At 68.6% G+C, this 22,557-nt stretch carries 22 protein-coding genes and 1 pseudogene; 14 read left to right on the top strand and 9 right to left on the bottom strand.

All coding sequences use genetic code 11. The annotated features are described in order from the left end of the window. Positions 1 to 717: 717 nt before the first annotated feature. The gene (locus EF387_RS23950) at positions 718 to 2,058 is read right to left on the bottom strand and encodes an ROK family transcriptional regulator (protein WP_128378671.1); all 1,341 of its coding nucleotides are present in this window, start codon (positions 2,056 to 2,058) and stop codon (positions 718 to 720) included. 53 nt (positions 2,059 to 2,111) lie between these two features. Between EF387_RS23950 and EF387_RS23945 the strand changes: the two genes are divergently transcribed. The 3 genes from EF387_RS23945 (at position 2,112) to EF387_RS23935 (ending at position 3,989) form a co-directional block, all read left to right on the top strand. Beyond that, positions 2,112 to 3,218 (top strand): Gfo/Idh/MocA family protein, encoded by a 1,107-nt coding sequence (locus EF387_RS23945; RefSeq protein WP_128378670.1) that lies wholly within the window; start codon positions 2,112 to 2,114, stop codon positions 3,216 to 3,218. A 91-nt stretch (positions 3,219 to 3,309) separates the two neighbouring features. Next, entirely contained in the window at positions 3,310 to 3,573 is a 264-nt protein-coding gene (locus EF387_RS23940) for a type II toxin-antitoxin system VapB family antitoxin (RefSeq protein WP_128378669.1), read from the top strand. Next, positions 3,570 to 3,989 (top strand): PIN domain nuclease, encoded by a 420-nt coding sequence (locus EF387_RS23935; RefSeq protein WP_128378668.1) that lies wholly within the window; start codon positions 3,570 to 3,572, stop codon positions 3,987 to 3,989. Before EF387_RS23940 ends, EF387_RS23935 begins: the two co-directional genes overlap by 4 nt. A gap of 15 nt (positions 3,990 to 4,004) precedes the next feature. Here the strand turns inward: EF387_RS23935 and EF387_RS23930 are convergent, their stop codons facing one another. The 3 genes from EF387_RS23930 to EF387_RS23920 form a co-directional block, all read right to left on the bottom strand. Next, complete coding sequence (locus EF387_RS23930; RefSeq protein WP_128378667.1) at positions 4,005 to 4,862, bottom strand: fumarylacetoacetate hydrolase family protein; 858 nt, start codon at positions 4,860 to 4,862, stop codon at positions 4,005 to 4,007. 93 nt (positions 4,863 to 4,955) lie between these two features. Then, positions 4,956 to 5,714, bottom strand: a complete 759-nt coding sequence (locus EF387_RS23925; RefSeq protein WP_128378666.1) for a YidC/Oxa1 family membrane protein insertase — start codon at positions 5,712 to 5,714, stop codon at positions 4,956 to 4,958. Positions 5,715 to 5,971: 257 nt separating this feature from the next. Continuing rightward, complete coding sequence (locus tag EF387_RS23920) at positions 5,972 to 6,283, bottom strand: DUF6412 domain-containing protein (RefSeq protein WP_128378665.1); 312 nt, start codon at positions 6,281 to 6,283, stop codon at positions 5,972 to 5,974. Positions 6,284 to 6,581: 298 nt separating this feature from the next. Here EF387_RS23920 and EF387_RS23915 point away from each other — a divergent pair, with 298 nt between their 5' ends. The 3 genes from EF387_RS23915 (at position 6,582) to EF387_RS23905 (ending at position 9,854) form a co-directional block, all read left to right on the top strand. Continuing rightward, on the top strand, positions 6,582 to 8,057 hold the full coding sequence (locus EF387_RS23915) for a glycoside hydrolase (RefSeq protein WP_128378664.1): 1,476 nt from the start codon (positions 6,582 to 6,584) through the stop codon (positions 8,055 to 8,057). A gap of 162 nt (positions 8,058 to 8,219) precedes the next feature. Further along, entirely contained in the window at positions 8,220 to 9,236 is a 1,017-nt protein-coding gene (locus tag EF387_RS23910) for an SEC-C domain-containing protein (protein ID WP_128378663.1), read from the top strand. A 159-nt stretch (positions 9,237 to 9,395) separates the two neighbouring features. Further along, complete coding sequence (locus tag EF387_RS23905) at positions 9,396 to 9,854, top strand: DUF3592 domain-containing protein (protein ID WP_128378662.1); 459 nt, start codon at positions 9,396 to 9,398, stop codon at positions 9,852 to 9,854. Positions 9,855 to 9,923: 69 nt separating this feature from the next. Here EF387_RS23905 and EF387_RS23900 read toward each other — a convergent pair whose 3' ends face one another. Both EF387_RS23900 and EF387_RS23895 read right to left on the bottom strand, forming a co-directional pair. Continuing rightward, positions 9,924 to 10,277: a YrdB family protein gene (locus EF387_RS23900; RefSeq protein ID WP_128378661.1), complete on the bottom strand. Its 354-nt coding sequence runs from the start codon at positions 10,275 to 10,277 to the stop codon at positions 9,924 to 9,926. Between the two features lie 81 nt (positions 10,278 to 10,358). Further along, entirely contained in the window at positions 10,359 to 10,880 is a 522-nt protein-coding gene (locus tag EF387_RS23895; protein ID WP_128378660.1) for a YDG/SRA domain-containing protein, read from the bottom strand. A gap of 159 nt (positions 10,881 to 11,039) precedes the next feature. Between EF387_RS23895 and EF387_RS23890 the strand changes: the two genes are divergently transcribed. Continuing rightward, positions 11,040 to 14,201: a DEAD/DEAH box helicase gene (locus tag EF387_RS23890; protein ID WP_128378659.1), complete on the top strand. Its 3,162-nt coding sequence runs from the start codon at positions 11,040 to 11,042 to the stop codon at positions 14,199 to 14,201. On the opposite strand, the gene EF387_RS23885 is transcribed toward EF387_RS23890, so the two are convergent. After that, on the bottom strand, positions 14,185 to 14,844 hold the full coding sequence (locus EF387_RS23885; RefSeq protein WP_238431658.1) for an ATP-binding protein: 660 nt from the start codon (positions 14,842 to 14,844) through the stop codon (positions 14,185 to 14,187). The two genes, EF387_RS23890 and EF387_RS23885, sit on opposite strands and share 17 nt — an antisense overlap. A 204-nt stretch (positions 14,845 to 15,048) precedes the next feature. Here EF387_RS23885 and EF387_RS23880 point away from each other — a divergent pair, with 204 nt between their 5' ends. Then, positions 15,049 to 15,897, top strand: a complete 849-nt coding sequence (locus EF387_RS23880) for a helix-turn-helix domain-containing protein (RefSeq protein ID WP_128378658.1) — start codon at positions 15,049 to 15,051, stop codon at positions 15,895 to 15,897. Next, on the top strand, positions 15,894 to 16,100 hold the full coding sequence (locus EF387_RS23875; protein WP_128378657.1) for a DUF397 domain-containing protein: 207 nt from the start codon (positions 15,894 to 15,896) through the stop codon (positions 16,098 to 16,100). Before EF387_RS23880 ends, EF387_RS23875 begins: the two co-directional genes overlap by 4 nt. A 154-nt stretch (positions 16,101 to 16,254) precedes the next feature. Here the strand turns inward: EF387_RS23875 and EF387_RS23870 are convergent. Further along, a pseudogene (locus tag EF387_RS23870) lies at positions 16,255 to 16,770 on the bottom strand (zinc-binding dehydrogenase); the annotation flags it as partial. A 113-nt stretch (positions 16,771 to 16,883) separates the two neighbouring features. Here EF387_RS23870 and EF387_RS23865 point away from each other — a divergent pair. The 5 genes from EF387_RS23865 to EF387_RS23845 all read left to right on the top strand — a co-directional run bounded on the left by EF387_RS23865 (position 16,884) and on the right by EF387_RS23845 (position 21,897). Beyond that, positions 16,884 to 17,141 (top strand): DUF6247 family protein, encoded by a 258-nt coding sequence (locus tag EF387_RS23865; RefSeq protein WP_238431657.1) that lies wholly within the window; start codon positions 16,884 to 16,886, stop codon positions 17,139 to 17,141. Between the two features lie 333 nt (positions 17,142 to 17,474). Then, on the top strand, positions 17,475 to 17,813 hold the full coding sequence (locus EF387_RS23860) for a PadR family transcriptional regulator (RefSeq protein WP_128378656.1): 339 nt from the start codon (positions 17,475 to 17,477) through the stop codon (positions 17,811 to 17,813). After that, on the top strand, positions 17,810 to 18,700 hold the full coding sequence (locus EF387_RS23855) for a hypothetical protein (protein ID WP_128378655.1): 891 nt from the start codon (positions 17,810 to 17,812) through the stop codon (positions 18,698 to 18,700). The genes EF387_RS23860 and EF387_RS23855 overlap by 4 nt, the downstream gene beginning before the upstream one ends. A 480-nt stretch (positions 18,701 to 19,180) precedes the next feature. After that, on the top strand, positions 19,181 to 19,813 hold the full coding sequence (locus EF387_RS23850) for a hypothetical protein (protein ID WP_128378654.1): 633 nt from the start codon (positions 19,181 to 19,183) through the stop codon (positions 19,811 to 19,813). A gap of 290 nt (positions 19,814 to 20,103) precedes the next feature. Then, on the top strand, positions 20,104 to 21,897 hold the full coding sequence (locus EF387_RS23845; protein WP_128378653.1) for an AMP-dependent synthetase/ligase: 1,794 nt from the start codon (positions 20,104 to 20,106) through the stop codon (positions 21,895 to 21,897). Positions 21,898 to 21,957: 60 nt separating this feature from the next. Here the strand turns inward: EF387_RS23845 and EF387_RS23840 are convergent, their stop codons facing one another. Further along, the gene (locus tag EF387_RS23840) at positions 21,958 to 22,542 is read right to left on the bottom strand and encodes a DUF2269 family protein (protein ID WP_128378652.1); all 585 of its coding nucleotides are present in this window, start codon (positions 22,540 to 22,542) and stop codon (positions 21,958 to 21,960) included. Positions 22,543 to 22,557 lie beyond the last annotated feature (15 nt).

The following is a 22,557-nucleotide window of genomic DNA, read 5'->3' as shown; positions in this document are numbered from 1 at the left end:
GGCGGCGGTGCCTGGCAAGACTCGTGACGCTGCCAGGGCCCCGCGCACCACCGCGGAAACCACGCCCTCACACGACCCCGTTCGGCGGCCGAACACCCCTCGCCCGGCCCAACACGGGCTCTTCCCGATTCCCGCCCAGCCGGCCACGGCCGCCCGCGTCAACCGGCCCTCGCCAACGGCCCCGCACGGTCGGCGGACGGTCCCCGCCCGCCAGACGGCCCCGTGCACCGGCCGTGCTGGTTCACCGGCCGTCCTCGTCCGCCGGCCGTCCCCTCCGCCCGCAATCCCCGTCCGCCGGCCGTACCCGTCCGCCAGTCGGCCCGTGCACCGGCCGTGCTGGTTCACCGGCCGTCCTCGTCCGCCGGCCGTCCCCTCCGCCCGCAATCCCCGTCCGCCGGCCGTACCCGTCCGCCAGTCGGCCCGTGCACCGGCCGTGCTCGTTCACCGGCCGTCCCCGTCCGCCGGCCGTCCCCTCCGCCCGCAATCCCCGTCCGCCGGCCGTACCCGTCCGCCAGTCGGCCCCGTCCACCGGCCGTCCCCGTGCACCAGTCGTCCTCGTCCGCACAGACTCGGTCAGCCCGGCAGAGAAACTCCGTGCCTCCGCCTGCCGACCGCGCCCCACCCGTAGGCTCCGTCCTCGCCGGTCAGCTCAGTCCTCGCCCGCCAGCTCCGTCCCCCGGTTAGCTCAGCCCACGCCAGTCGGCTCAGCCCCGCCCGTCACCCCGGTTCTCTGCCGAACACCGGTGCCAGCAGCAGCTGCGCCGCCCCCTCCGCGACTCCGCCGGAGGCGATCCGGACCGGGACCGGGGAGGTCGATCCCGTGCGCCGGGCGCGGGCCAACAGGACCGCTCCGACTCCCCGTTCGAACCGCTCCGGATCCACGGCGATCGCCCGTCCGCCCAGCAGCACCAGGTCGATGTCGAGCAGGCCCACGAGGTTCGCGGCCCCCGTGCCGAGGACGCGCGCCGCCTCGTCCACCGCGCCGCGCGCGACCGCGGCGAGACACAGCGCCTCGATGCACCCACGGTTCCCGCACTCGCACGGCGGCCCGTCCAGCTGGATCACCTGGTGGCCGAACTCGCCCGCCCCGGTCCGCTCGCCCCGGTACACGGTTCCGTCGAGTACGAGCCCGGCCCCCAGCCCCGTACCGAGATGGAGGTAGGCGAAGGAGCCGTACGCCCCGCCCAGTCCGCCGCCGACGGCGATCCCCAACGCCGCGGCATTGGTGTCCTTGTCCACGACGACCTCCATCTCGAGCCGTCGTGCGAGTGCGTCCCGCAGCGGGAAGCCGTCCCAGTCGGGAAACCCGGTGACCCGGTGGAGCACGCCTCGGAGGTGGTCGAGAGGCCCCGGCAGTGCGACTCCCACACCAAGCACGGGGGGACGGGCCCCGCTCCCGGAAGCGAAACGGGCACCGGTCCCAGCGGGCTCGGCGGCTTCAGGGGTCCCAATGGCCCCGCCGACGGCAAGGGCCCCAGTCCCAGCCGCCCCAGTCCCAGCCGCCCCACTGCCAGTGGGCCCGACGAATCCGGCAGGCCCAGCGGCTCCCGCCACCGGCCCAGCCGATCCGTTCGCCCCCTCGGCCCCGGCCAGCAGCGCGTCGACCTCTCCCACCACCCTGTCGAGCACCACCCCGGCCCCCGCCCCCAGGCCCAGTGGCGCCCTCCGTTCGGCCACCACCGCGCCGGTCAGGTCCGCGAGGACCACGTGCAGCTCGTCCCGGTCGAGGTGCACCCCCACCGCGTACGCCGCCCCCGGCTCCAGCCGCAGCACCGTGCGCGGTTTGCCCCCGGTGGACGCCCGGCGGCCCGCCTCCGCGACGAAACCCTCGGTACGCAGCCGGGCCGTGATCTTGCTGACGGCCTGGGGGGTGAGCCCGGTGCGCTCGGCCAGCTCCGTACGGCTCAGCCCCTCCGCCCCGGCGGCACGCAGCAGATCGAGCACCAACGCGGTGTTGTGGCTGCGCAGCGCGTCCAGATTCGCCCCAGCCGTGCCCGCTCCGGCTGCCGTACCTCCTGCGTACGACCCGGCATACGTTCCGGTCTGCGTCCTCTTCACAGGACCATTCTCCCCCGCTTGCACTTAATCAACAGCGTTGCTTAAGTGGACACATGACTGGCACAGGCTCCGGCTCCCCGTTCCGCGTGGCCCTGGTGGGCTACGGTCTCGCGGGCTCCGTCTTCCACGCCCCGCTGATCGCCGCCACCCCGGGCCTCACCCTGGACACGGTGGTCACCGCGAACCCCGAGCGCCGGGCCCAAGCGCACTCCGAGTACCCGGGAATCCGGTTCGCCGAAACCCCCGACGAGTTGTTGCGCCGAGCCGATGAGCTGGACCTGGTCGTGGTCGCCTCCCCGAACAAGACACACGTCCCGATCGCCACCGCGGCCCTCGAGGCGGGCCTCCCGGTCGTCGTGGACAAGCCGCTGGCGGGCACGGCCGCCGAGGCCCGGGAACTGGACCGGCTCGCGGACGAGCGCGGTCTGCTGCTGTCCGTCTTCCAGAACCGCCGCTGGGACGGCGACTTCCTGACCGTCCAGAACCTGCTGCAAAAGGGCGAACTGGGCGACGTCCGGCGCTTCGAGTCCCGCTTCGAGCGCTGGCGCCCGCAGCCGAAGGGCGGCTGGCGCGAGTCCGGTGCCCCGGAAGAGATCGGAGGTCTGCTCTACGATCTCGGCAGCCATGTCGTCGACCAGGCCCTGGTCCTCTTCGGTCCCGCCGCCCAGGTCTACGCGGAGGTGGACGTCCGCCGCCCGGGCGCGCAGGCCGACGACGACACGTTCATCGCGATCACCCACACCGGCGGGGTCCGCTCACATCTGTACGTCTCCGCCATTACCCCCCAGCTCGGCCCGCGCTTCAGGGTGCTCGGCTCGCAGGCGGGCTTCGTCAAGTACGGCCTGGATCCGCAGGAGGCTGCGCTGCGCGAGGGCCGGCGTCCGGCGGCCGACTCGGTTGCGATGGCCGACCAGGAGTGGGGCGCGGAACCGGAGGAGATGTGGGGCCGCCTGGGCGCCGGGGAGTCACCGCTGACCGGCGGCGGCCACCCCGTACCGACTCTCCCGGGCGCGTACCCGGCGTACTACGCGGCGGTCGCGGCGGCCCTGCGCGAGGGCCCCGGGCACAACCCCGTTCCGGCGTCGCAGGCCGCGGCGGCCCTGGGCGTGCTGGAGGCGGCGCGGCGGTCGGCGCGCGAGGGAATCACCGTGCACCTGTGACACTCACGCCTGTGACACTCATTCGATATCGCATCACCCTGGTGAACGATATCGTTGAAAGTGTTCACCTGTCTTGAGGGAGGGCCCGCGCATGTCCCGGACCGTGATCGACCTCGATGACCGGATGGTCGCCGAAGCCATGCGTATTTACGGCACGACCATAAAGGCCAAGGCCGTTCGTATGGCGATGGAAGACGCGGTGAAGCGCCATCTACGCCGGGAGTTCGCTGAGGCGATCAAGACGGGCGAGTTCGACTTCAGTGACATCGTGGCCTCCACCGGCCCCAAGGGCGCGGACGCGGCAAGCGCCACGGACGGGGAGAACTCCTCGGACAGGGGCGGAGCCGTCGCGTGACCGAACGGTTCCTCGTCGACAAGTCCGCCCTGGCCCGCTGGAACCAGAGCACAGTGGCCGCCGTGCTGGACGACCTGGACGAGCGGGGCCTGCTGGCCATCTGTGCCCCCGTCGAGTGGGAACTGGTCTACAGCGCGCGCAACAAGGCCGACGGCGACCGGATCCGTCTCCTGCTGTACGGCTTCGAACTACTGCCAACACCCGACGAGGTCTGGGACCGCGTCCTCACTGTCCAGCGGGAAGCTCTCGCCCGGGGTGTCCATCGTTCGCTGTCCATGGCCGACCTGCTGATCGCCGCCACTGCCGAGCGTCACCGCGTCACAGTGCTCCACTACGACGGCGACTACGAGACCATCGCCTCGATCACCGGCCAGGCCACCCGCTGGGTGGTACCGCCGGGCACGGCAGACCGCTGACCCGGCGGAGGCGCGCTACGCGTCCTTGAACTCCTGCCGCTGCCGCCCCAGCCCCGCGATCTCCAGCTCCACCACATCACCGGCCCGCAGGTACGGCTTCGGCTCCGGGTGGCCCATCGCCACACCCGCCGGGGTTCCGGTGTTGATCACGTCGCCCGGGTAGAGCGTCATGAACTGGCTGAGGTAGCGCACCACTTCGGCCACCGGGAAGATCTGATCCGAGGTGCTGCCGTCCTGCTTCAGCTCGCCGTTGACCCAGAGCCTGAGGGAGAGCGCCTGCGGGTCGGGGACCTCGTCGGCGGTCACGAGCCAGGGCCCGAGCGGGTTGAACGTCTCGCAGTTCTTGCCCTTGTCCCACTGACCGCCCCGCTCGATCTGGAACTCGCGCTCGGAGACGTCGTGCGCCACCGCGTACCCGGCGACGTGCGCGAGCGCCTCCTCGTGCGACTCGAGGTAGCGGGCCGTGCGGCCGATGACGACTGCGAGCTCCACCTCCCAGTCCGTCTTCTCGGACCGGCGCGGGACGAGGACGGTGTCGTGCGGGCCCACGACCGTGTCCGCCGCCTTCATGAAGAGCACCGGCTCGGCGGGCGGCTCGGCACCGGTCTCGGTGGCGTGGTCGTGGTAGTTGAGCCCGATGCAAACGATCTTCCCGATCCGGGCCAGCGGCGGCCCGACGCGGAGCCCTTCCGCGTCCAGCACGGGCAGCTCGCCGGAGTCGGCGGCCGACCGGATCCGCCCGAGTGCGGCGGCGTCGGCCAGCAGCGCCCCGTCGATGTCCGGCACCAGCCCGGACAGATCGCGCAGGTTCCCGTCGGCGTCGAGCAGCGCCGGCCGCTCCGCCCCCGCCGTACCCACTCGCAGCAGCTTCATGGTCTCTCTCCCGGTGCAGCCATCGGATGTCTCGTCGATCCTCTGATCTCGGAGGGCCCGTCCGCAATACCCGTCGACGAGAACCTGCGCTTCTCATGCGGCGAGGGCGGTCGCGCCTGCCGCGCCGGGCATGTCGCGGTAGAGCACCGCCCGCTCCACCGCGCTCCATGTCGTACTGGTCACCACGTACAGCGCGGCGGCCAGCGGTACGACGGCCACCGTGATCAGGGTGAAGAAGGACATCAGCGGCATGATCTTGGTGATCGCGCCGAGCCCGGGCACCTGCTGGTCCCCGCCCGCCCCGGCGATGGGCATCGGCGAGGCCGCCATCATCAGCTTCGTACGGCGGTAGTTGAAGGTCGCGACCGCGACGACCACCGCGAAGAGCCCGAGATAGACCAGGCCGTGCGCACCGAACGGCCCGCCCTCTGCCAGCGCGTCGGTCCATCGGTCCCCGAGCGGGGCCGCGAGCAGCTTGTGGTCGAGCAGGGAGTTGGGCTCCCCGCCGATCGAGGAGTTGGAGAAGAGGTGGTAGAGCAGGAAGAAGGCGGGCAGCTGGATCAGGCTCGGCAAGCATCCGGCCAGCGGCGAGACCTGCTCCTTGGCGTGCAGGTCCATGATCGCCCGCTGCAGTTTCTCGGGGTGCTTCCCGTGCTTCCTGCGCAGTTCGGCGATCTGCGGCTGGAGCCTGGCCTTGGCCCGCTGCCCACGTGCCGCGGCCCGGGACAGGGGGTGGACGAGGAGCCGTACGAAAGCGGTGAACAGGATGATCGCGACGGCTACCGCCGAAGCGTGGAAGAGCGGCTGCAGCAGGTCGGCCAAGTGCTCGACCAGGCTGGCGAAGACGGACATGGGTGAGCCCTCCGGGGTCTCGTCGTGCCGGGAGTTCCGTGGCGCCGGGGTTGCCGGTGCCACGGACTGGTGCTGCGGCAGGCAACGTTTGCCCGGTAAGGAGCGGCGTCCGGTGCGTGCTCTGGGGGCACCCCCTGCTCGAAGAGCTTGGGGGAGTGCCGGGCATCGCGACGGGGCGGACGTTGCCTGTTGCGGCACTAGGACATGCGGCGCGACGGCCACCCGCGGGGCGGGGCCCTTGTCGGAGGGGGAGTCCGCTACGCGGCGGCCGTCAGGAGGGCACGCCCGGGTGCTCGCGGACGCGTCCGGCCCGAGGCGTCGGGATCGCGTTGCGGCAGGAAGGCCGTGCGGTGTTCACGGTCGCGGATGGCCGTCCGCACCCGTGTCGGCGGTACGGCCGGGGCGCAGCGCGCGGCGATGACGGCGCAGAGGGCGAGTGCGGAGCCGGCCGCGGTGGTCGCGGCGACGGCGACGGCGGCGGTGAGGCTGCCGGTGTCGAGGAGGGCTACTTCGAGGAGGAGGATCAACAGCGCGGCCGCGGGACGCAGGTTCAGCCAGGGACGAGCCACGGTGGGCCTCCTTTCCTCTCCTCGATGCTGTGCCGGTCCTGCTTGCCGTTATACAGGATCGTCAGATTGTTCGACGGGGCGGACTTCCGATCACCCTTCTCACAACGGTCATAAGAAACCGTTGCAGGCATCTCGACAACCTCGCCCGCCACCCCCGATGCTTCTTTCCGCCCAGTGACCCTCCCAAGCCCCCTCCCCCTCAGGGGCTTCCATGGCATGCGCGCAACAGACCCACCCCCGGAGGGACGACCGGCAGCCGGCGGGACGACCGGCATTCGAGTGGGACGGAGACGAGACCATGATCCGACGAAGAAGCCTGCTGACCGCGGCAGGCGGAACGCTGCTCGGAAGCGCCCTGGCGACGGGCACCGCGCGGGCCGACGCGACCATCGCCGTCAACCCGGGCCGGACCTACGGGAACTGGGAGGGCTGGGGCACCTCCCTGGCCTGGTGGGCCAATGTGTTCGGCGCCCGGGACGACTTCGCGGACATCTTCTTCACCACCAAGTCGGTGACGTACAACGGCCGGACCCTGCCCGGCCTGGGCCTGAACATCGCCCGCTACAACCTCGGCGCGTGCAGCTGGAACAGCGTGAACGGCGAGAGCATGGTCGCCTCCCCCAACATCCCCGGCTTCAAGCAGATCGAGGGCTACTGGCAGAACTGGAACAACGAGGACCCGACGTCCTCGGCCTGGGACTGGACCGCGGACGCCACCCAGCGCGCCGCCCTGACCAAGGCGGTCGCGCGGGGCGCCACCACCGAACTGTTCGCCAACTCCCCGATGTGGTGGATGTGCCTCAACCACAACCCGTCGGGCGCCTCCGGCGGCGGCAACAACCTCCAGTCCTGGAACTACCGCCAGCACGCCTCCCATCTGGCGGCCGTGGCGCTGTACGCGAAGAACAACTGGGGTGTGAACTTCGCGACGGTCGACCCCTTCAACGAGCCCTCGGCGAACTGGTGGACGGCCACCGGCACCCAGGAGGGCTGTCACATGGACGCCACGGTCCAGGCGGCCGTGCTGCCGTACATGCGCAGCGAACTGGACAAGCGCGGACTGACGGGCGTGCGGATCTCCGCCTCCGACGAGACCAACTACGACACCGCCCGCTCGACGTGGGCGGCGTTCCCGTCCTCGTCCAAGGCCCTGGTCAACCAGGTCAACGTGCACGGCTACCAGGGCGCGGGCGGCCGCCGCGACCTCCTCTACACCGACGTGGTGACGACGTCGGGCAAGAAACTGTGGAACTCCGAGACGGGCGACGCCGACGGCACCGGCCTGACGCTGGCCGGAAACCTCTGCTACGACTTCCGCTGGCTGCACCCGACCGCCTGGGTCTACTGGCAGGTGATGGACCCGACGACGGGCTGGGCGATGATCGCGTACGACGCCAACACGCTCCAGCCGACCACGGTCCAGACGAAGTACTACGTGATGGCCCAGTTCAGCCGCCACATCCGCCCAGGGATGACGATCCTGGACACCGGCGTGAGCTACGCCGCGGCCGCACTGAACACCTCGGCCCGTCGCCTGGTGATCGTCGCCGTGAACACCTCCACCTCGGCCCAGACCCTCACCTTCGACCTCTCCCGCTTCACCACGGTGACCGGCGGAACGGGCGGCCTGGTGCGCCGCTGGAACACGCTCACCTCCGGGACGGGCGACCTCTACACGGCCCGCTCGGACACGTACCTGAGCGGGAAGTCGGTGAGCGTGCCGTTCGCGGCGGGGGCGGTGCAGACGCTGGAGGTGGACGGGGTGGTGGTCTGAGGTAACCCACTGCCGCGACCGTGAACACCGGGGAAGGATCACGAGAAAAACCGGGGGGAGAAAACGGAATCAACGGCACCAGGGGGACCTCTGTCGCCCTGGTGCCGCTCTGGCCTGCGAATCTCTCTTCCTTATTCAGTTGACGGCAGTACGGTGTCCCCCATGCGCCCCGACACCTCTGCCGAGCACGTCGACCACCAGGCCGAAGTGGCCCGCCTGGAGCGGACCGCCGCCCGCTACCCCGAGGACGCCGAACACCTGCTGCTGCAGGCCGCGGCCCACCTCGAACTGTCCGGCGACCGCGCCGCCGCCAGCACGCTCTACGACCGCCTGCTGCAGTCCGCGGCTCCGCTGGAGAGCCCCCAACTGGTACGCGCCCTCAAGGCGTCGAACCTCTGGGAGTACGGCCACGAGGCGGAGGCCAGGGCGATCATCGAGGGCGTACGGGCCGAAGCGCCCCGCGACCCCGCCCCGTGGGTGATCGTGGCGGAAGCCCTGGAAGCCCACGACGAGCTGGAGCAGGCGCAGGAGACCTTCACCCAGGGCGCGACCCTCCTCCTGTCCGACGTGACGGACCCCCCTTACTCCACCCACGCCCTCCTCTTCGGCCGCCACCGCGTGCGCCGCATGCTGGGCGTGCCCCACGACCACTTCGACACCCTGGCCGACACCCTCCACAAGGCCCCGGTCTCCCTGGACGAGCTCCACGACCCGAAACGGGTCTGGGCGCTCGGCTCGGACAACCCGGCCGAACTCCAGGCGGAGATCGCCCGCCTCCAGTCGGAACTCACGGCGGCGCGGGAGGCCCTGTCCCGCCCCTTCCCGGTGGCGGTCCTGCACTGGCCGGCGAACGAACTCTCGGAACTGGTGGAGTCGTACCCCACGCTCCTCACGGAGTACCCGTCCCACGAGGAACACCTGGCGACGATAGAGGCCTCGCTGAGGGAGCTGGCGTCATCCGGCACGTCCAACCTGGGAATCGTCTCGGGAACACTCCCGTCGTACGAGGCCTTCGCCGCCTCGGAACTCGCATCCCCGTCCGACCCGACCCTGCTCCCCCAGTACGCGACGACGCTGGCAGCGCGGGGGCGCGCGGTGGCCTGGCCGCCGCAGCGGGGGGCGTCCTGCTGGTGCGGGTCGGGGAGGGTTTACGGGGAGTGCCACGGGGACGGGGCCTGACGTCTGAGGGCGGGAGCCTGAGGGCGGGAGCCTGAGGGCGGGAGCCTGAGGGCGGGAGCCTGAGGGCGGGAGCCTGAGGGCGGGAGCCTGAGGGCGGGAGCCTGACGGGAGCCTGAAGGCCGAGGGAGGGCAGGAGCCTGACGGGAGGAGCCTGACGGCGTGGAACAGCCCTGGCTCACGTTCGCACTCATCTTCGCGGCGTTCTGGTTCGGCATGGGGGTGCACGTCACCCGCCTCGCCCTCCGGGCACGCCGCGCCGTGCGTCGGCTCGGCGTGCGTGGCGTGCGTACGAACGGCGAAGTGGTACGCGGCCCCCGCCAGGAAGGAACCACGGTCCATCAACCTGAGATCCGCTACCAGGCCCCACCCATCGACCAGCCCGGCGCCCCCGCCACCCAGACCTACCGCCGCGCGCCCCTCAACCCCGAGCAGCACCCACTCAAGCCCGGCGTCCCGGTCACCCTCCGCTACGACCCGAGGGACCCCCGCAGAGCGGTCGTCATCCACACGAACAGCGGCGCCCCCGGCACCGTGTCCTACTCGGCGACGGCCGGCTTGATCTGGGGCGTCTCCTTCCTCCTGTTCGGGCTGGGGATCGGGGCCTTGTCCTTCTTGTAGCGAGCTCGTGAGCGAAGAGGCCCGGGGCCCACACCGGCCACGCCCGACTGCACGCGCCGACGGAGATCCTCACTCGGCAGCACGCAGCAGCGTGACCACCACCGTGTCGAGAACCACGACGCCGCCGAACCACAGGGCGAGGTTGCGGTGCCCGATCGCGACGAGGGCGAGGACAGCTGCGCCGAACACCACCGCCTTCACGACGAGCACCCCCGCCAGGGGCAGGCTGTAGGTGGCCCGAGGCGCGGCGAAGGCTCCCCAGACGACGGCGGCGAGCAGCGGAGCACCGAGCCCCAGCACTACGGAGGCCACCCGCGAGCCGGGCCAGGTGAAACCCCACCAGGCGAGGACGGCGAGCGCCACCAGCTCGAGAAGGAAGGCCAGGCCTTCGGCGGTCCAGGCGAGTGGTGCGGGGATCGTCATGGTGCGTGGCCTCCCGTTGCTCAATCTTGATAGGCGCGTAGTCAGCGGTCAGGACGCAACAACTCGCGCCCCCCGTGCGCTCTACGGGGTCCGTTCCTGGACAGGATCAGGCAGGCGATGCAGATCGAACTGGCAGATCTTGATTTGTGATCCATCCGGTGCAGGCGACTTGGAGACAGCCGTGCGGATAGTTGTGATCTCGTAGAGGCCGTCATAGCGGTAATCATTCGCGAGCGAGTATTTAGGGTCTCTCTTATAGCCGCGAATTACGCGAATGGGATATTTGCGGTCATAACTGTGCTTCAGGGCAGCGTTGTCCTCGTAGTCCCACGACTGACTTCGGAGGAGCTTCCCGCCTTCCCCCTTGTCCTTGTCCGGCGAGGCACCCGTATACCTCACCCACGTCCAGTGGTCCTCGTCGTCTTCATATCCACCGTGAAGCACTATGGCGTCCCCGACCTTGCAGCCGTCCTCATCTATGAGCCAAGAAATGCCATTGCGGTTGGTGCGGTGCAGCTTGGCTGCCAACACATCCGCCCGCCGATGGAAGATCGCTCCAGGGGCGATGCCTTCAATGTGGCCGATGACTCGTTCGATTTCCATGCGCCCATGATCGATCTACATCGATCAGCAATGTCAAACCAATAGGCAAAGTTGACCGATTACTGCGCATCCCGCTCGCAGATCGGCCCCACAATGCTCGATGTCAGTGGCCCCTGTTACACATGGGCACAGTTGCCTGAGTAACCAAGGGGGAGCAGCGTGTCCGAGTCAGCGGATCTGTCACATCCTGTTGCGGGCGTGTACGAGGAGCTCATCACGCTGCGGTTCGAGCAGAAGTTGAAGGAACTCGCGGCCCTCGGGTGGCATCCGGTCAGCGAGGCCGTCGGCGCCGAGTCGGTACCGCACATCCTGGCACTGCACGTCGCCCGCACCGTACGGCGCGTACTCCAAGGCATCCCTTCTGAGGAGCGGGTCTACGCGGCCAACCACATCCTGGAGTCCATCAGCACACTCGAGGGGGCAAAGGAGTGGGTGGATCTAGTGGCCGATGGCCCTCGCCAACTCCTGGCGCTGACACGGCAGGAAGCCCCAGGTGTCTTCGCTGTCCGTCCCGCCACCCCCCTCTCCGACACTGCACTCATCACCAATGCCCCGGAAGACCCCAGCCTGGGCTTCGAGCTACGTGCTGAACTGGCCACTGCTGACCGTGTTGACCTGCTCTGCGCCTTCGTGAAGTGGCACGGACTGCGGATCATCGAACAGTCCCTGAAGGCAGCCCACGAGCGGAATGTGCCTATACGCGTCATCACGACCACGTATATCGGGGCCACTGAGCGGCGTGCGCTGGACCGACTGGTGCAGGAGTTCAACGCTGAGGTCAAGGTCAACTACGAGACTCGGTCAACGCGACTGCACGCCAAGGCTTGGCTCTTCCGTCGGCGGAGCGGCTATGACACGGCGTATGTCGGTAGCTCCAACCTCTCCAAGGCCGCCCTCCTCGACGGGCTGGAGTGGAACGTCCGGCTCTCCTCCGTCGCCACACCGGACGTGTTGAGAAAGTTCGAGGCGACCTTCGAGGCGTACTGGAACGATCCATCCTTTGAGTCATACGACCCTCACATCGACGGAAGTCGCCTCCAGGAAGCACTTGCTATCGCAGGGGGCTCATCCTCGGCATCAGCAGGGGACCGCAGGATCACCCTCTCCGGCCTTGAAGTACGGCCCTATCCTCATCAGCGCGACATGCTGGAGCGCTTGGAGGTCGAACGCGAGATCCATGATCAGCACAGGAATCTGCTGGTCGCCGCGACCGGCACCGGAAAAACCGTGATGGCCGCACTCGACTACAAGGAACTACGAAAGAAGCATGGCCGCGATCTGCGCCTACTGTTCGTCGCCCACCGCAGGGAAATCTTGGAGCAGTCGCTGCGCACCTACCAAGACGTCTTGGTAGACGCGAACTTCGGCGAATCGCTTCATAGCGGAGAGATCCCGGAACGTTGGGCGCATGTCTTCGCCAGCGTCCAGTCCTTGAACGCGAGAGCGCTGGGCAGGCTCGATCCTGATCACTTCGACGTGATCGTGATCGACGAGTTCCACCATGGAACCTCGCCTACCTACCGGAAAATCCTTGATCACTTCCAGCCGCTGGAGCTGTTGGGACTGACAGCCACGCCTGAGCGCATGGATGGCAGGAACATCCAGGACGAGTTCTTCGAGGGTCGGATCGCGGCAGAGATGCGCCTCTGGGAGGCTCTGGAGAACGATCTCCTCAGCCCATTCCACTACTTCGGCGTCAGCGACAACACCGACTTGAGTGCGGTGGAGTGGAAGCGCGGTGCGTACGACACGAACGCGTTGAGCAATGTACTGACCGGCAATGACGCACGGGCTCGGTTGGTCGTGAAGGCGGTCAGGGACAAGATCGCCGAGCCAGGCGCCATGCGAGCACTGGGTTTCTGCGTATCGGTCGCGCATGCACACTTCATGGCAGAGTACTTCCGCGCCGCCGGCCTCAACGCCGTAGCCCTGTCTGGCGACACTCCCCCAGAGCAACGTAAGCAGGCGCTGGATGAGCTCACATCGGGAACGTTGCAGGTGATCTTCTCGGTCGACCTCTTCAACGAAGGGCTCGACATACCCAACGTGGACACGCTTCTACTACTGCGTCCCACCTCCAGTGCGACGGTTTTCCTGCAGCAGCTCGGCCGAGGTCTCCGGCGTACCGAGGGCAAAGCGGTGCTGACCGTTCTGGACTTCATCGGCCAGCATCGCAAAGAGTTCCGCTTCGAGAATCAGTTCCGCGCCCTGACGAACCTGACCCGGAAGCGGCTCCTCGACAACATCGAGCAGGGCTTCCCCAAGCTGCCGTCCGGCTGCCAGATCATCCTGGAGGAGAAGGCCAGGAACACGATCATCGCGAACATCAAGGATCAGATCGGCATCAACGTAACGGCCTTGGCCCGCGAGGTGGCTGTGTTCGCCGAGCCGAAGCTGAGCCGCTACCTCGACGAGAGCGGCCGCGAACTCAAAGAGCTCTACCGCGGCAATGGCAACTCATGGACTGGGCTATTGCGCCGGTCTGGCCTCTTGAAGGGCGAGGTGCCGGTAGGAGAGGCCGCGATCCTCAAGCGCGTCTCCGCCTTCCTGCACGTAGACGATCCGCTACGGGTCGCGGCGTACACACGGATGCTGGAAGACGACGCCCCTTCCTACAATGAACTCGACGAGCAGGCCCAGGCATACGCCCGGATGCTCTTCTTCCAACTGTGGCCCCTCGGCGGCGAAACTCGTAAGGGCTTCGCGACGTACGACGCCGGCTTTGCAACACTCCGTAAGCAGCAAGCCTTCCGGAGCGAGTTGCGCCAGGTGTTGCAGTACAACCTCGCTCACACCGAGCACGTTCCGATCCCCCTCATGGGGATTGGCGAACCGCACGGGCTGCCCCTGACCGTGCACGCTTCTTACAGCCGCGAGGAGATCCTCCCTGCCCTCAGCCAGTCCGTTATCGGTGGATTTATGCCGGGTGATTTCCGGGAAGGCGTGAAGTGGTGTGAGTCGATCAAGACCGATGCTCTTCTCATCACCCTGGACAAGGACGAGAAAGACTTCTCCCCACAAACCCGTTACCACGACTACGCGCTCAGCGAGACCCGCTTCCATTGGGAGTCCCAGAATCAAACCTCAAACACCTCCCCCACTGGGCTCCGCTACCAACACCACGTCAGGGACGGCAGCCACGTACTGCTCTTCGTGAGGCGTTACAAGAGCACCGACATCGGCGGACCTCAACCGTGGATACTCCTCGGCCCCGCCGAGTACGAGGAGCACGAGGGGAGCAAGCCGATGGCCATCACGTGGAAGCTGAGGCACAAGATCCCGCCGGATGTGTGGACGTACTCAGCTATTGCCGCGGGTTAACGTGCCACTCAGCTTCGCATCGGGTCTGCGCTCGGTCCAGAACCTCGTCAGGGTCGCAACCTTGCGCCCGAAGCCAGTGGAGGAGGTCCGTGATGGCAGTAATCGCGGTCTCCTCCGCCGCGAGCACTTTAAACCGACTCGGGCCGGCTGGAGGCGGTAGTTTTCCTCCGCTGTGGAGGTCGAGCCATCCATGGGCCTTAGCGACGCGGGGGTCTGCGCTGCCTCCGCCACATGTGGTCAGCCCGGTGCCGAGCTCGCACCACGTCACCTTCCGGTCCGCCAGGAGTTGGACGCCCCAGCAGTCTGCGGTTGCGTCGATGAGAGTCATGCCTCGGCCGTTCTCGGCGTCGTTGTCCACTGCGATGAGCATGGGGAGAGCACGCGTGTCTGGGTCGTGGACTTCGATGCGAAGGCGGCTGCTCTTCATGGAGACCGCGAGCGTGGTCGGCGTGCCGCGGCCCACGTGGGTGATGACGTTGGAGACGAGTTCGCTGACGCAGAGTTGGGCCGCGTCGATCACCTCGTACAGGCCCCAAAGTCCCAGGTGGAGCCGCATGATGCGTCGGAGGGGCGCCACTTCCTCGGGTTCCGCCAGGAACGAGAGGTCCCAAGGCTTCCTGGGCATGCAGGTCGTACAGCTCATGGCCAACTCCTCTGTCGCCAGTCTCCAGTTGCTCTACGCAATGCACCGCACACTGAGGGTTGCATTGAAACTCTCAAAATGGAACTCTCATCACGCCGGCAAGAGGAGCGTTCCCTTATCCCGCGCGCCCCCGGCGCACACCGCCTTGCCGTCCTGCTGGTCCACCCAGCACGATCGGTTGGATCGACCTGAAGGGCCGCGCCAATGCCAGTTGGACCCACCACCCGCAGGCGCCAACTGGGTGCCGACCTCCGTCGTCTTCGCGAGCTCAGGGGTTTGACTCTTGAGGAGGCGGGCGCACGCGTCGGTATCTCCAAGGCAACGCTGAGTCGTTACGAGACCAAAGAGGGGGCGGTCAAGTGGCCCGCCGTAGATGCCCTTTGCCGTGAATACGGGGCCTCAGACGAAGAGCGCTTCGCGCTCGTGGAACTCGCCAAGGGTGCCAAGATCCAAGGGTGGTGGCGATCCCTCGCCGACCCCATCCCGGAGTCCATGAACCTCATGCTCACGTTGGAGGATGAGGTGGTGCGCGAGGACCACTACGCGTGCATGTACGTGCCTGGCCTACTACAGACCCGCCCGTACGCCGAGGCGGTCCATCGGGCTTCGGAGGTGCCGTGCCCGGAGCGCGAGGTGCAACACATGGTCGACGTCCGCATGAAGAGGCAGGAGCTTCTTCAGCGCGACGAGCCACCACACATCTGGTGCGTGATCGACGAGGCGGCGGTCCGTCGAGTCGTCGGTGGACGGCAGGTCATGCAGGAGCAACTAGGTCACCTGGTGGCTGCTTCGGCGCTCCCCCATGTGACTATCCAGCTTCTTCCGTTTTCTACTGGTGCCCATGCCGCCGCCGTCGGCAGCTTCGTCGTCCTTCGCGGCCCGACGAACGAGTTGGACGTCGTGTATGTGGACATCCTCGGTGGCGGCCTCTTCATGGAAAAACCACAGGAACTGGAGCGCTATAGGTTGGCGTTTCAATACCTCAGCGCCCAGGCCCTCGACCTGGAGTCGTCGGTGGCGCTGATCCGCCGCATAAGTGAGGAGCTCGGATGACCACACCATCGAAGCCCCGCTGGTTCAAATCTTCCTATAGCGGTGGTAGCGGCACGGAATGTGTCGAGTGTGCCCGCGTTACTGACGGCACACTCGTTCGGGATTCCAAGGACCCTGTAGGTGCCGTCATATTCATAGGAGGGCAGGCCTGGTGCACCTTCATACGTGCTCTGGACCAAGGCGGCGTCAACGGACATCCGTAGGGTTCGGGCCTGACAGGGACCTTCAGCATCCACACTGCATTAACCAGCGCGTTGCACAACCCCGTTGAATGCCTCGAGATGGCCCTGCGCAAGGCGGTGCACTGGATGGAGGGGTGCCCCCGCGGTTCGGGCAGCCGGGAACGGGGGCGGTTCGGGGCTCAGGCGCGGTGGCGGTGTTGTACTGGCTGATCGTGCCGACGCGGACTACGCGTCCGAACTCGCGCAGGGCCCCCACCGCGGCGGCGAGTTGCTCGCCGCCGACGTTGTCGACGAACACGTCAATGCCGTCGGGTGCGGCCTTGGCTAGCAAGTCGAGGGCGGGGCCGTCGTGGTAGTCGAAGACGGTGTCGTAACCCACCTCGCGTATGAGGTGGGCGGCCTTCGCCGCCGAGCCCGTGCTGCCGACGAGCCGACCGGCGCCGAGGAGCTGGCGAACCGTCCGGTCGCCGTGCCGACTCTGCCCGCGGCCGACATGAACAGGTCCTCGCCCTCCCGGAGCCGGGCGATCCTGGTCAGGCCCACATAGGCGGTCACCGGTGCCGCCGAGGACGCTCAGGTACGCGGTCAGGGGCACCCCGTCGAAGCGGGGCAGCCGGCGGATCTCCTCCGGTGTGACCACCGCGTGCGTGCGCCAGCCCTGCGGGTGGAAGACGATGCGTGCCGGTCGTAACAGTGGGAAGCACGGCTTGGCGTTCCTTCGTGGCAGCCTTGGCCAAAGGACATCCGGCGCGCTGAGGAAGATACTGGCTGCGGGATCCGTAGGACGCGTCCGTTCCTGCGCCGTTGTCATTGAGGACCATCGGCGACATTCGAGCGGCTCTGCGATCCGGGCACGGCTTCCCCGGCGACCGGGAGTCCTTCGAAGCGGACCTTCAGCATGCGCTGGAAACGTCGACGGAGACGGACCTCAACGCGGTCGCTGCGGTGATCGTCGATTACCGGGGAAGAATCCGTCTCTACCAGGACCCTGAATTCGACATCGCAGTGCAGGAAGGCATCGACCTCACAGCCCGGCTGAAGCGGGAGGCCCAGGACCGGTGACCGGCGTAATCGCGGCCGTGACAGTCAGAGCAGCCGATCGGGCGAAAGCCCTCGGAGCGGAACAGCCCCTCGAAATACTGCGGCAGGAGCTGGAGCAGGCGCCGCGGCTCGGGGTACTGCTGGGGCCGGCTCAGACGGGCGGCACGGAGGTACGCAAGACACGGATCGAGCCCCGAGACACCCGTCGACACGGTCCCGAGGCCGCCGAAAGACAACCGGGTGAGTTGTTGCCAAGGGAGGTAACGGGCTCTCCACGGTCTTCCTGGTGCAGACGCTCCCGGACGCTTGAGCTATGCCGTAGACCGGTATACCTGCCACCGGTACGGTCGAAGTATGGGCAAAGACTCTGGTTCCGGACCGCTGCGTGAACCCACCTTCCTTACCCTGGCCGCCCTCGGCCCGGGGCCCCTGCATGGGTACGGGATCATCAAGGCCGTCGAGGAGATGTCCGAGGGGCGGGTCGTTCTGCGGGCGGGGACTCTCTATGGGGCGCTCGAGCGGCTGGAGTCTCAGGGGTTCGTCGCGTTTGACGGGGAGCGCAGCGAAGGGGGCCCCGTGCGGCGGTACTACCGGTTGACCGCGGAGGGGCAAAAGCTGTTGGCCGAGGAGGCGGCTCGGCTGGCCGCCAACGCGAGGTTGGCCTTTTCCCGGCTGGGGATCGAGTCGCCGTGAAGGGCGGCGGTGCGGGCCTGTACGGGCGGGCCGTGGACTGCGTGGTCGCCCGGTTCGAGGGCGTCGACGCGTCGTTCCGGCATGAGGTTGCCCTGACCGCGCGTCAGGTCAGTGTCGAAGGCGAGGCCGGGCGGTCGGTGCGCTTCCAGGAAGTGTGCTCGCTGGTCGGCCTCGCCCTGCGGTTGCGTTCGCGGTTTCGGACGGGGGGACGGGGTGCGCTCGTCTGGCGGCAGGGGGGCTATCTCGGTGCCGTTCTACTCATGTTCGTGGGGGCCGCCGCCGCATGGGGCGAGACGGCGGTCCGCGGGGGTGTGGGCGGGGTCGGGGGCCTGCTCGCCGTCGGGCTCGCCGGGGCCGCGGGCTGCGCCCTCGCCGGGCCCGTGTGCCGTGCGCCGTGGTCGGCGCGGGGGCTGGCCCTGGTGCCTGCGGGATGTGCGGTCGTCGCACTCGCCGGCCGTGGGCCGGACGTGCTGAGCGGGATGTGTGCGGTGGCCGCCGGTGGGCTGGCCCTGGGCTCGCCGCCACCGGTTCCGGCCGGTCGAGGGGTCGCTCTCGGACTGGCTCTGCTGCCGTGTCTGGCCTGGCCGTTGGCCGTCGCCGTCGGGGCGGGGGCCATGCGGGCCGGTGTTCTGGCCGTGTTGACCGGGGTCGTGCCCGGTGTGCTGATCGTTCTCGGGTGGTTCGATGCTCGGCTGGCCGCCATGGGGGCCGTCGTGTGGTTCGCTCGGCTCGTCGTGGGGGATCTCGGCGCGCTCGGGGACGCACTCCTCGCCGCAGGTGACGGGGAGCAGCGGTTGTTGTTGCTGCGCTGGGCGCTGATGAGCTCCGGGGTCGCCCTGGCGTGGCTGGTCGCGCGGCGGTCGATCCGTGAGCTCGGGCGGTTGTGACACCGGAAGGCCCCCGCCCCGCCCCGTCTGCCGGAGTTCCGGCTCCGACCGCCGGCCACACAACGGCCCCGCCCCTGGCCAACGGCCCCGCCTCTGGCCAATCGCCCCCGCCCCTGGCCAACGCCCCGCCGCTGTCCGCCCGAGCTCCGACTCCAACCTCCGCCCAGACCGCAGCTTCAGCTCCGGCCAGACCGCGGCTCCACCTCCGGTGTCAGACAGCTGACTCCCCTCCAGGCAGGCAGCGGCTCCACCCCCGGCCGGACCACGGCTCCACCCCCGGCCGGACCACGGCTCCATCCCCGGCCAGACAGCGACTCCTCCCGGCCGGACCACGGCTCCACCTCCAGCCATACAGCGGCGCCACCTCCAGCCATACAGCGGCGCCACCTCCAGCCAGGCAGCGGCTCCGCCTCTAGCCATATACCGGCTAGCGATATACCGTGTAACGGCATACTCATTGCCGACCCTTCGGAGGGCCCCATGACCGTGGTGGCACCGAAAGTCCTCTCCTTCGCCGGTGGTCTCGGGATCGTCGGCGGGCTGTGCTTCGTCCTCGATTCCCTGGTGGTCGATCTGCCCGGGAACGAGGAAGCGCTCCCCAACACCCTCGGTCTCCTTGTCCCGTTGCTCGGCGTTCTGCTGCTCGGCGGGCTCTACGTCGTCGCCCGCGCCGAACGGCCCGGACCGCTGCTCGACTTGGGATTCCTGCTCAACGCCGTCGGACTGGTGCTCGTTGCCGGAGTCGACTTCACCCGTACGTACGCCCTGTCCTCCCTCGACGACGACACCGTCGACGTCCTGCTGGAAAGTGGGCCCACGCGACCGGCGTTCCTCGTCGCGGGAGTGACGTTCGTCGTGGGGGCGCTGCTGTTCGGCGCGTCGCTCATCCGGGGCGGATACGGCGTCGCCGCATGGCTCTACGCCCTCACGGCCGTGCCCTCGGGCTTCGCGGCGGTCCTGCCGGGCGCCGTGGGGGCGTCGGCCCAGGTTCTCGCCGGGGTTGCCATGACCTGGCTGGGGCTTGTGCTGGTGCGCCGTTCCGGTGCCCGCGCGGCAGACAGTGCCGGTGCGGGCGCCGACACCGGCCGGACCTCCGTGGCTCCCTCACCCTGACCGTTCGCGGATCACACCGCACCCGGGCAACCTGAAGGGCGTCCGAGGGCTCCGAGGGCTCATAAGAACGCCCAAGCCCAAGGACGCCAAGTCCAAGAAAACTCAAGTCCAAGTACGCCCAAGTCCAAGTACGCCCAGACGCCCAAGAACACCCGAGGGCGTGCCGCGAGCTTCTGACGGCCGGTATCTGTTCCCCTCGCATACCGACTGGTACCGTCCAGGCTTTCAGGACGAGCCCTGGATGCTGATGGCGCCGATGCCGCAGTCGGCCCGGACGAGGAGCAAGAGCCTTGCGCGAACTGAGCGTTCCGGCCCTGTACGACGTTCCCCCGGACGGCAATCTGACGGATCTAATCCGCCGTAACGCCGTCGAGTATCCGGACCGGGCCGTGCTCGCCCGCAAGGTCGGCGGGCGGTGGCAGGACGTCACCGCGGCAGCCTTCCTCGCCGAGGTGCGCGCCGCGGCCAAAGGGCTGATCGCCTCCGGAGTGGGACCGGGCGACCGGGTCGCGCTGATGTCACGCACCCGCTACGAGTGGACGCTGCTGGACTTCGCGATCTGGAGCGCGGGCGCCGTCTCCGTCCCCGTCTACGAGACCTCCTCGGCCGAGCAGGTCGAGTGGATCATCGGCGACTCGGGCGCGGTCGCGTGCGTGGTGGAGACCGAGGCGCACCAGGCGGTGGTCGAGGACGTACGGGAGCGTCTGCCACTGCTCAAGAACCTCTGGCAGATCGACGCGGGCGCGGTCGAGAAGCTGGCCGCGGCAGGTACGGACGTCACGGACGCGCAGGTCGACGAGCGGAGCACGAAGGCCGACGCCGACTCGCTCGCCACCATCGTCTACACCTCCGGCACCACCGGCCGGCCCAAGGGCTGTGTGCTCACCCACCGCAACTTCCTCGCGGAGTGCGGCAACACCATCGCCCGCAACAAGCCGCTGTTCTCCGAAGGTGCCTCCCTGTTGCTCTTCCTGCCGCTCGCGCACGTCATCGCGCGGGTAGTCGAGGTCGGGGCCATGATGGCGCCGATCAAGGTCGGACACGTCAGCGACATCAAGAACGTCACCGGGGAACTGGCCTCCTTCCGGCCCACCTTCCTGCTCGGCGTGCCGAGGGTGTTCGAGAAGGTCTACAACTCGGCACGGGCGCAGGCCCGGGCGAGCGGCAAGGGGAGGATCTTCGACCTGGCCGCGGACACCGCCATCGAGTACAGCGCGGCGCTGGAGACCACGTCCGGTCCCGGCCTCCTGCTGCGACTGCGGCACAAGGCCTTCGACCGGCTGGTCTTCAGCAAGCTGCGCGCGGTGCTCGGCGGCCGGGCCTCGTACGCCATCTCCGGCGGCGCTCCGCTGGGCGAGCGCCTCGGCCACTTCTACCGCGGGCTCGGCTTCACGGTGCTCGAGGGCTACGGTCTGGCGGAGTCCTGCGCCGCGACCACCCTCAACCCCCATGACCGCCAGAAGATCGGCACGGTGGGCCTGCCGTTGCCGTGCAGCACGCTGCGCATCGCGGAGGACGGCGAGGTGCTGCTGCGGGGCGAGCACCTGTTCACCGGTTACTGGAACAACGAGGAGGCGACCGCGGAGGCGTTCTCCGAAGGCTGGTTCCACACCGGCGACCTCGGCTCCCTCGACGAGGAGGGCTATCTGAAGATCACCGGCCGGAAGAAGGAGATCATCGTCACCGCGGGCGGCAAGAACGTCGCCCCGGCCGTGATCGAGGACCGCATCCGTGCCAACGCGCTGGTCGCCGAGTGCATGGTGGTCGGTGACGGCAAGCCCTTCGTCGGTGCGCTGGTGACGATCGACGAGGAGTTCCTGCCGCGCTGGGCCGCGCAGAACGGCAAGCCGGAGGGCACGTCCGTGGCGGAGCTCCGCGACGATCCGGAGTTGCTCGCCGAGATCCAGCGCGCCGTCGACGAGGGGAACGCGGCGGTCTCGAGGGCGGAGGCGGTGCGGAAGTTCCGCATCCTGGACGTCCAGTTCACGGAGGACTCCGGGCACCTCACCCCGTCGCTGAAGCTGAAGCGGAACGTGGTGCTACGGGACTTCGCTGACGAGATCGAGGCCATCTACGCACCCTGAGCGCGCCCACGCACCCTGAGCGCTCACCCCGCCTCCCGAGCGCCCACGCGCCTTGTGCGCTCACGCGCCCGTGGTGGACCCCGGGCGAACGATCATCAGTACCGTGACCGTCGCCCACAGCAGGTTGAAGACTCCGGTGAACATGGCGAGTTGGACCGTTCGCTGCCGCTGTGGTCCCTCGACCAGCACGGCCGAGGTGACGGTCGTCTCGTCGAGGGCTCTGCCCGCAGCGCCGGGCGCTGGACCAGCGTCGCCGGGCGCTGCCGAGGAGGAGCCCCGGGGCTGGTTCGCGTCGGCTTCCCATTCCTCCAGTTCCTCCAGCAGCGCCTCCTGACGCGGCAGCACCAGCACCGCCAGGATCCCGGCCGCGAGGGCCGTCAGCACGATCGAGGTGATCAGCCAGGCGTCGCCGAGCACGCCCATGTTCTTGGCGGTAGCCAGGCCGAACACCGGCACCGCCACGCCCATCGTCGCGTACACGCGGCAGATCCGGTGCAGCAGGCGCAGCGTGGACAGGGCCTGGGGATCGTCCGGTGTCTGCAGGGCCTTGCGGGCGGCCGGCGGGAACATGCTGGCCGCGACGGTGACGGGGCCGATGGCGACGATGGCCGCGAGGACGTGGACGGCGAGGAGGAATTTGGTCACGCTCGACGCTAGATC

The organism is Streptomyces cavernae (assembly GCF_004023625.1).
Taxonomy (GTDB): Bacteria; Actinomycetota; Actinomycetes; order Streptomycetales; family Streptomycetaceae; genus Streptomyces; species Streptomyces cavernae.
Note: the sequence above shows the minus strand (reverse complement) of the source record. Positions and strands in the feature narration are given on the sequence as shown.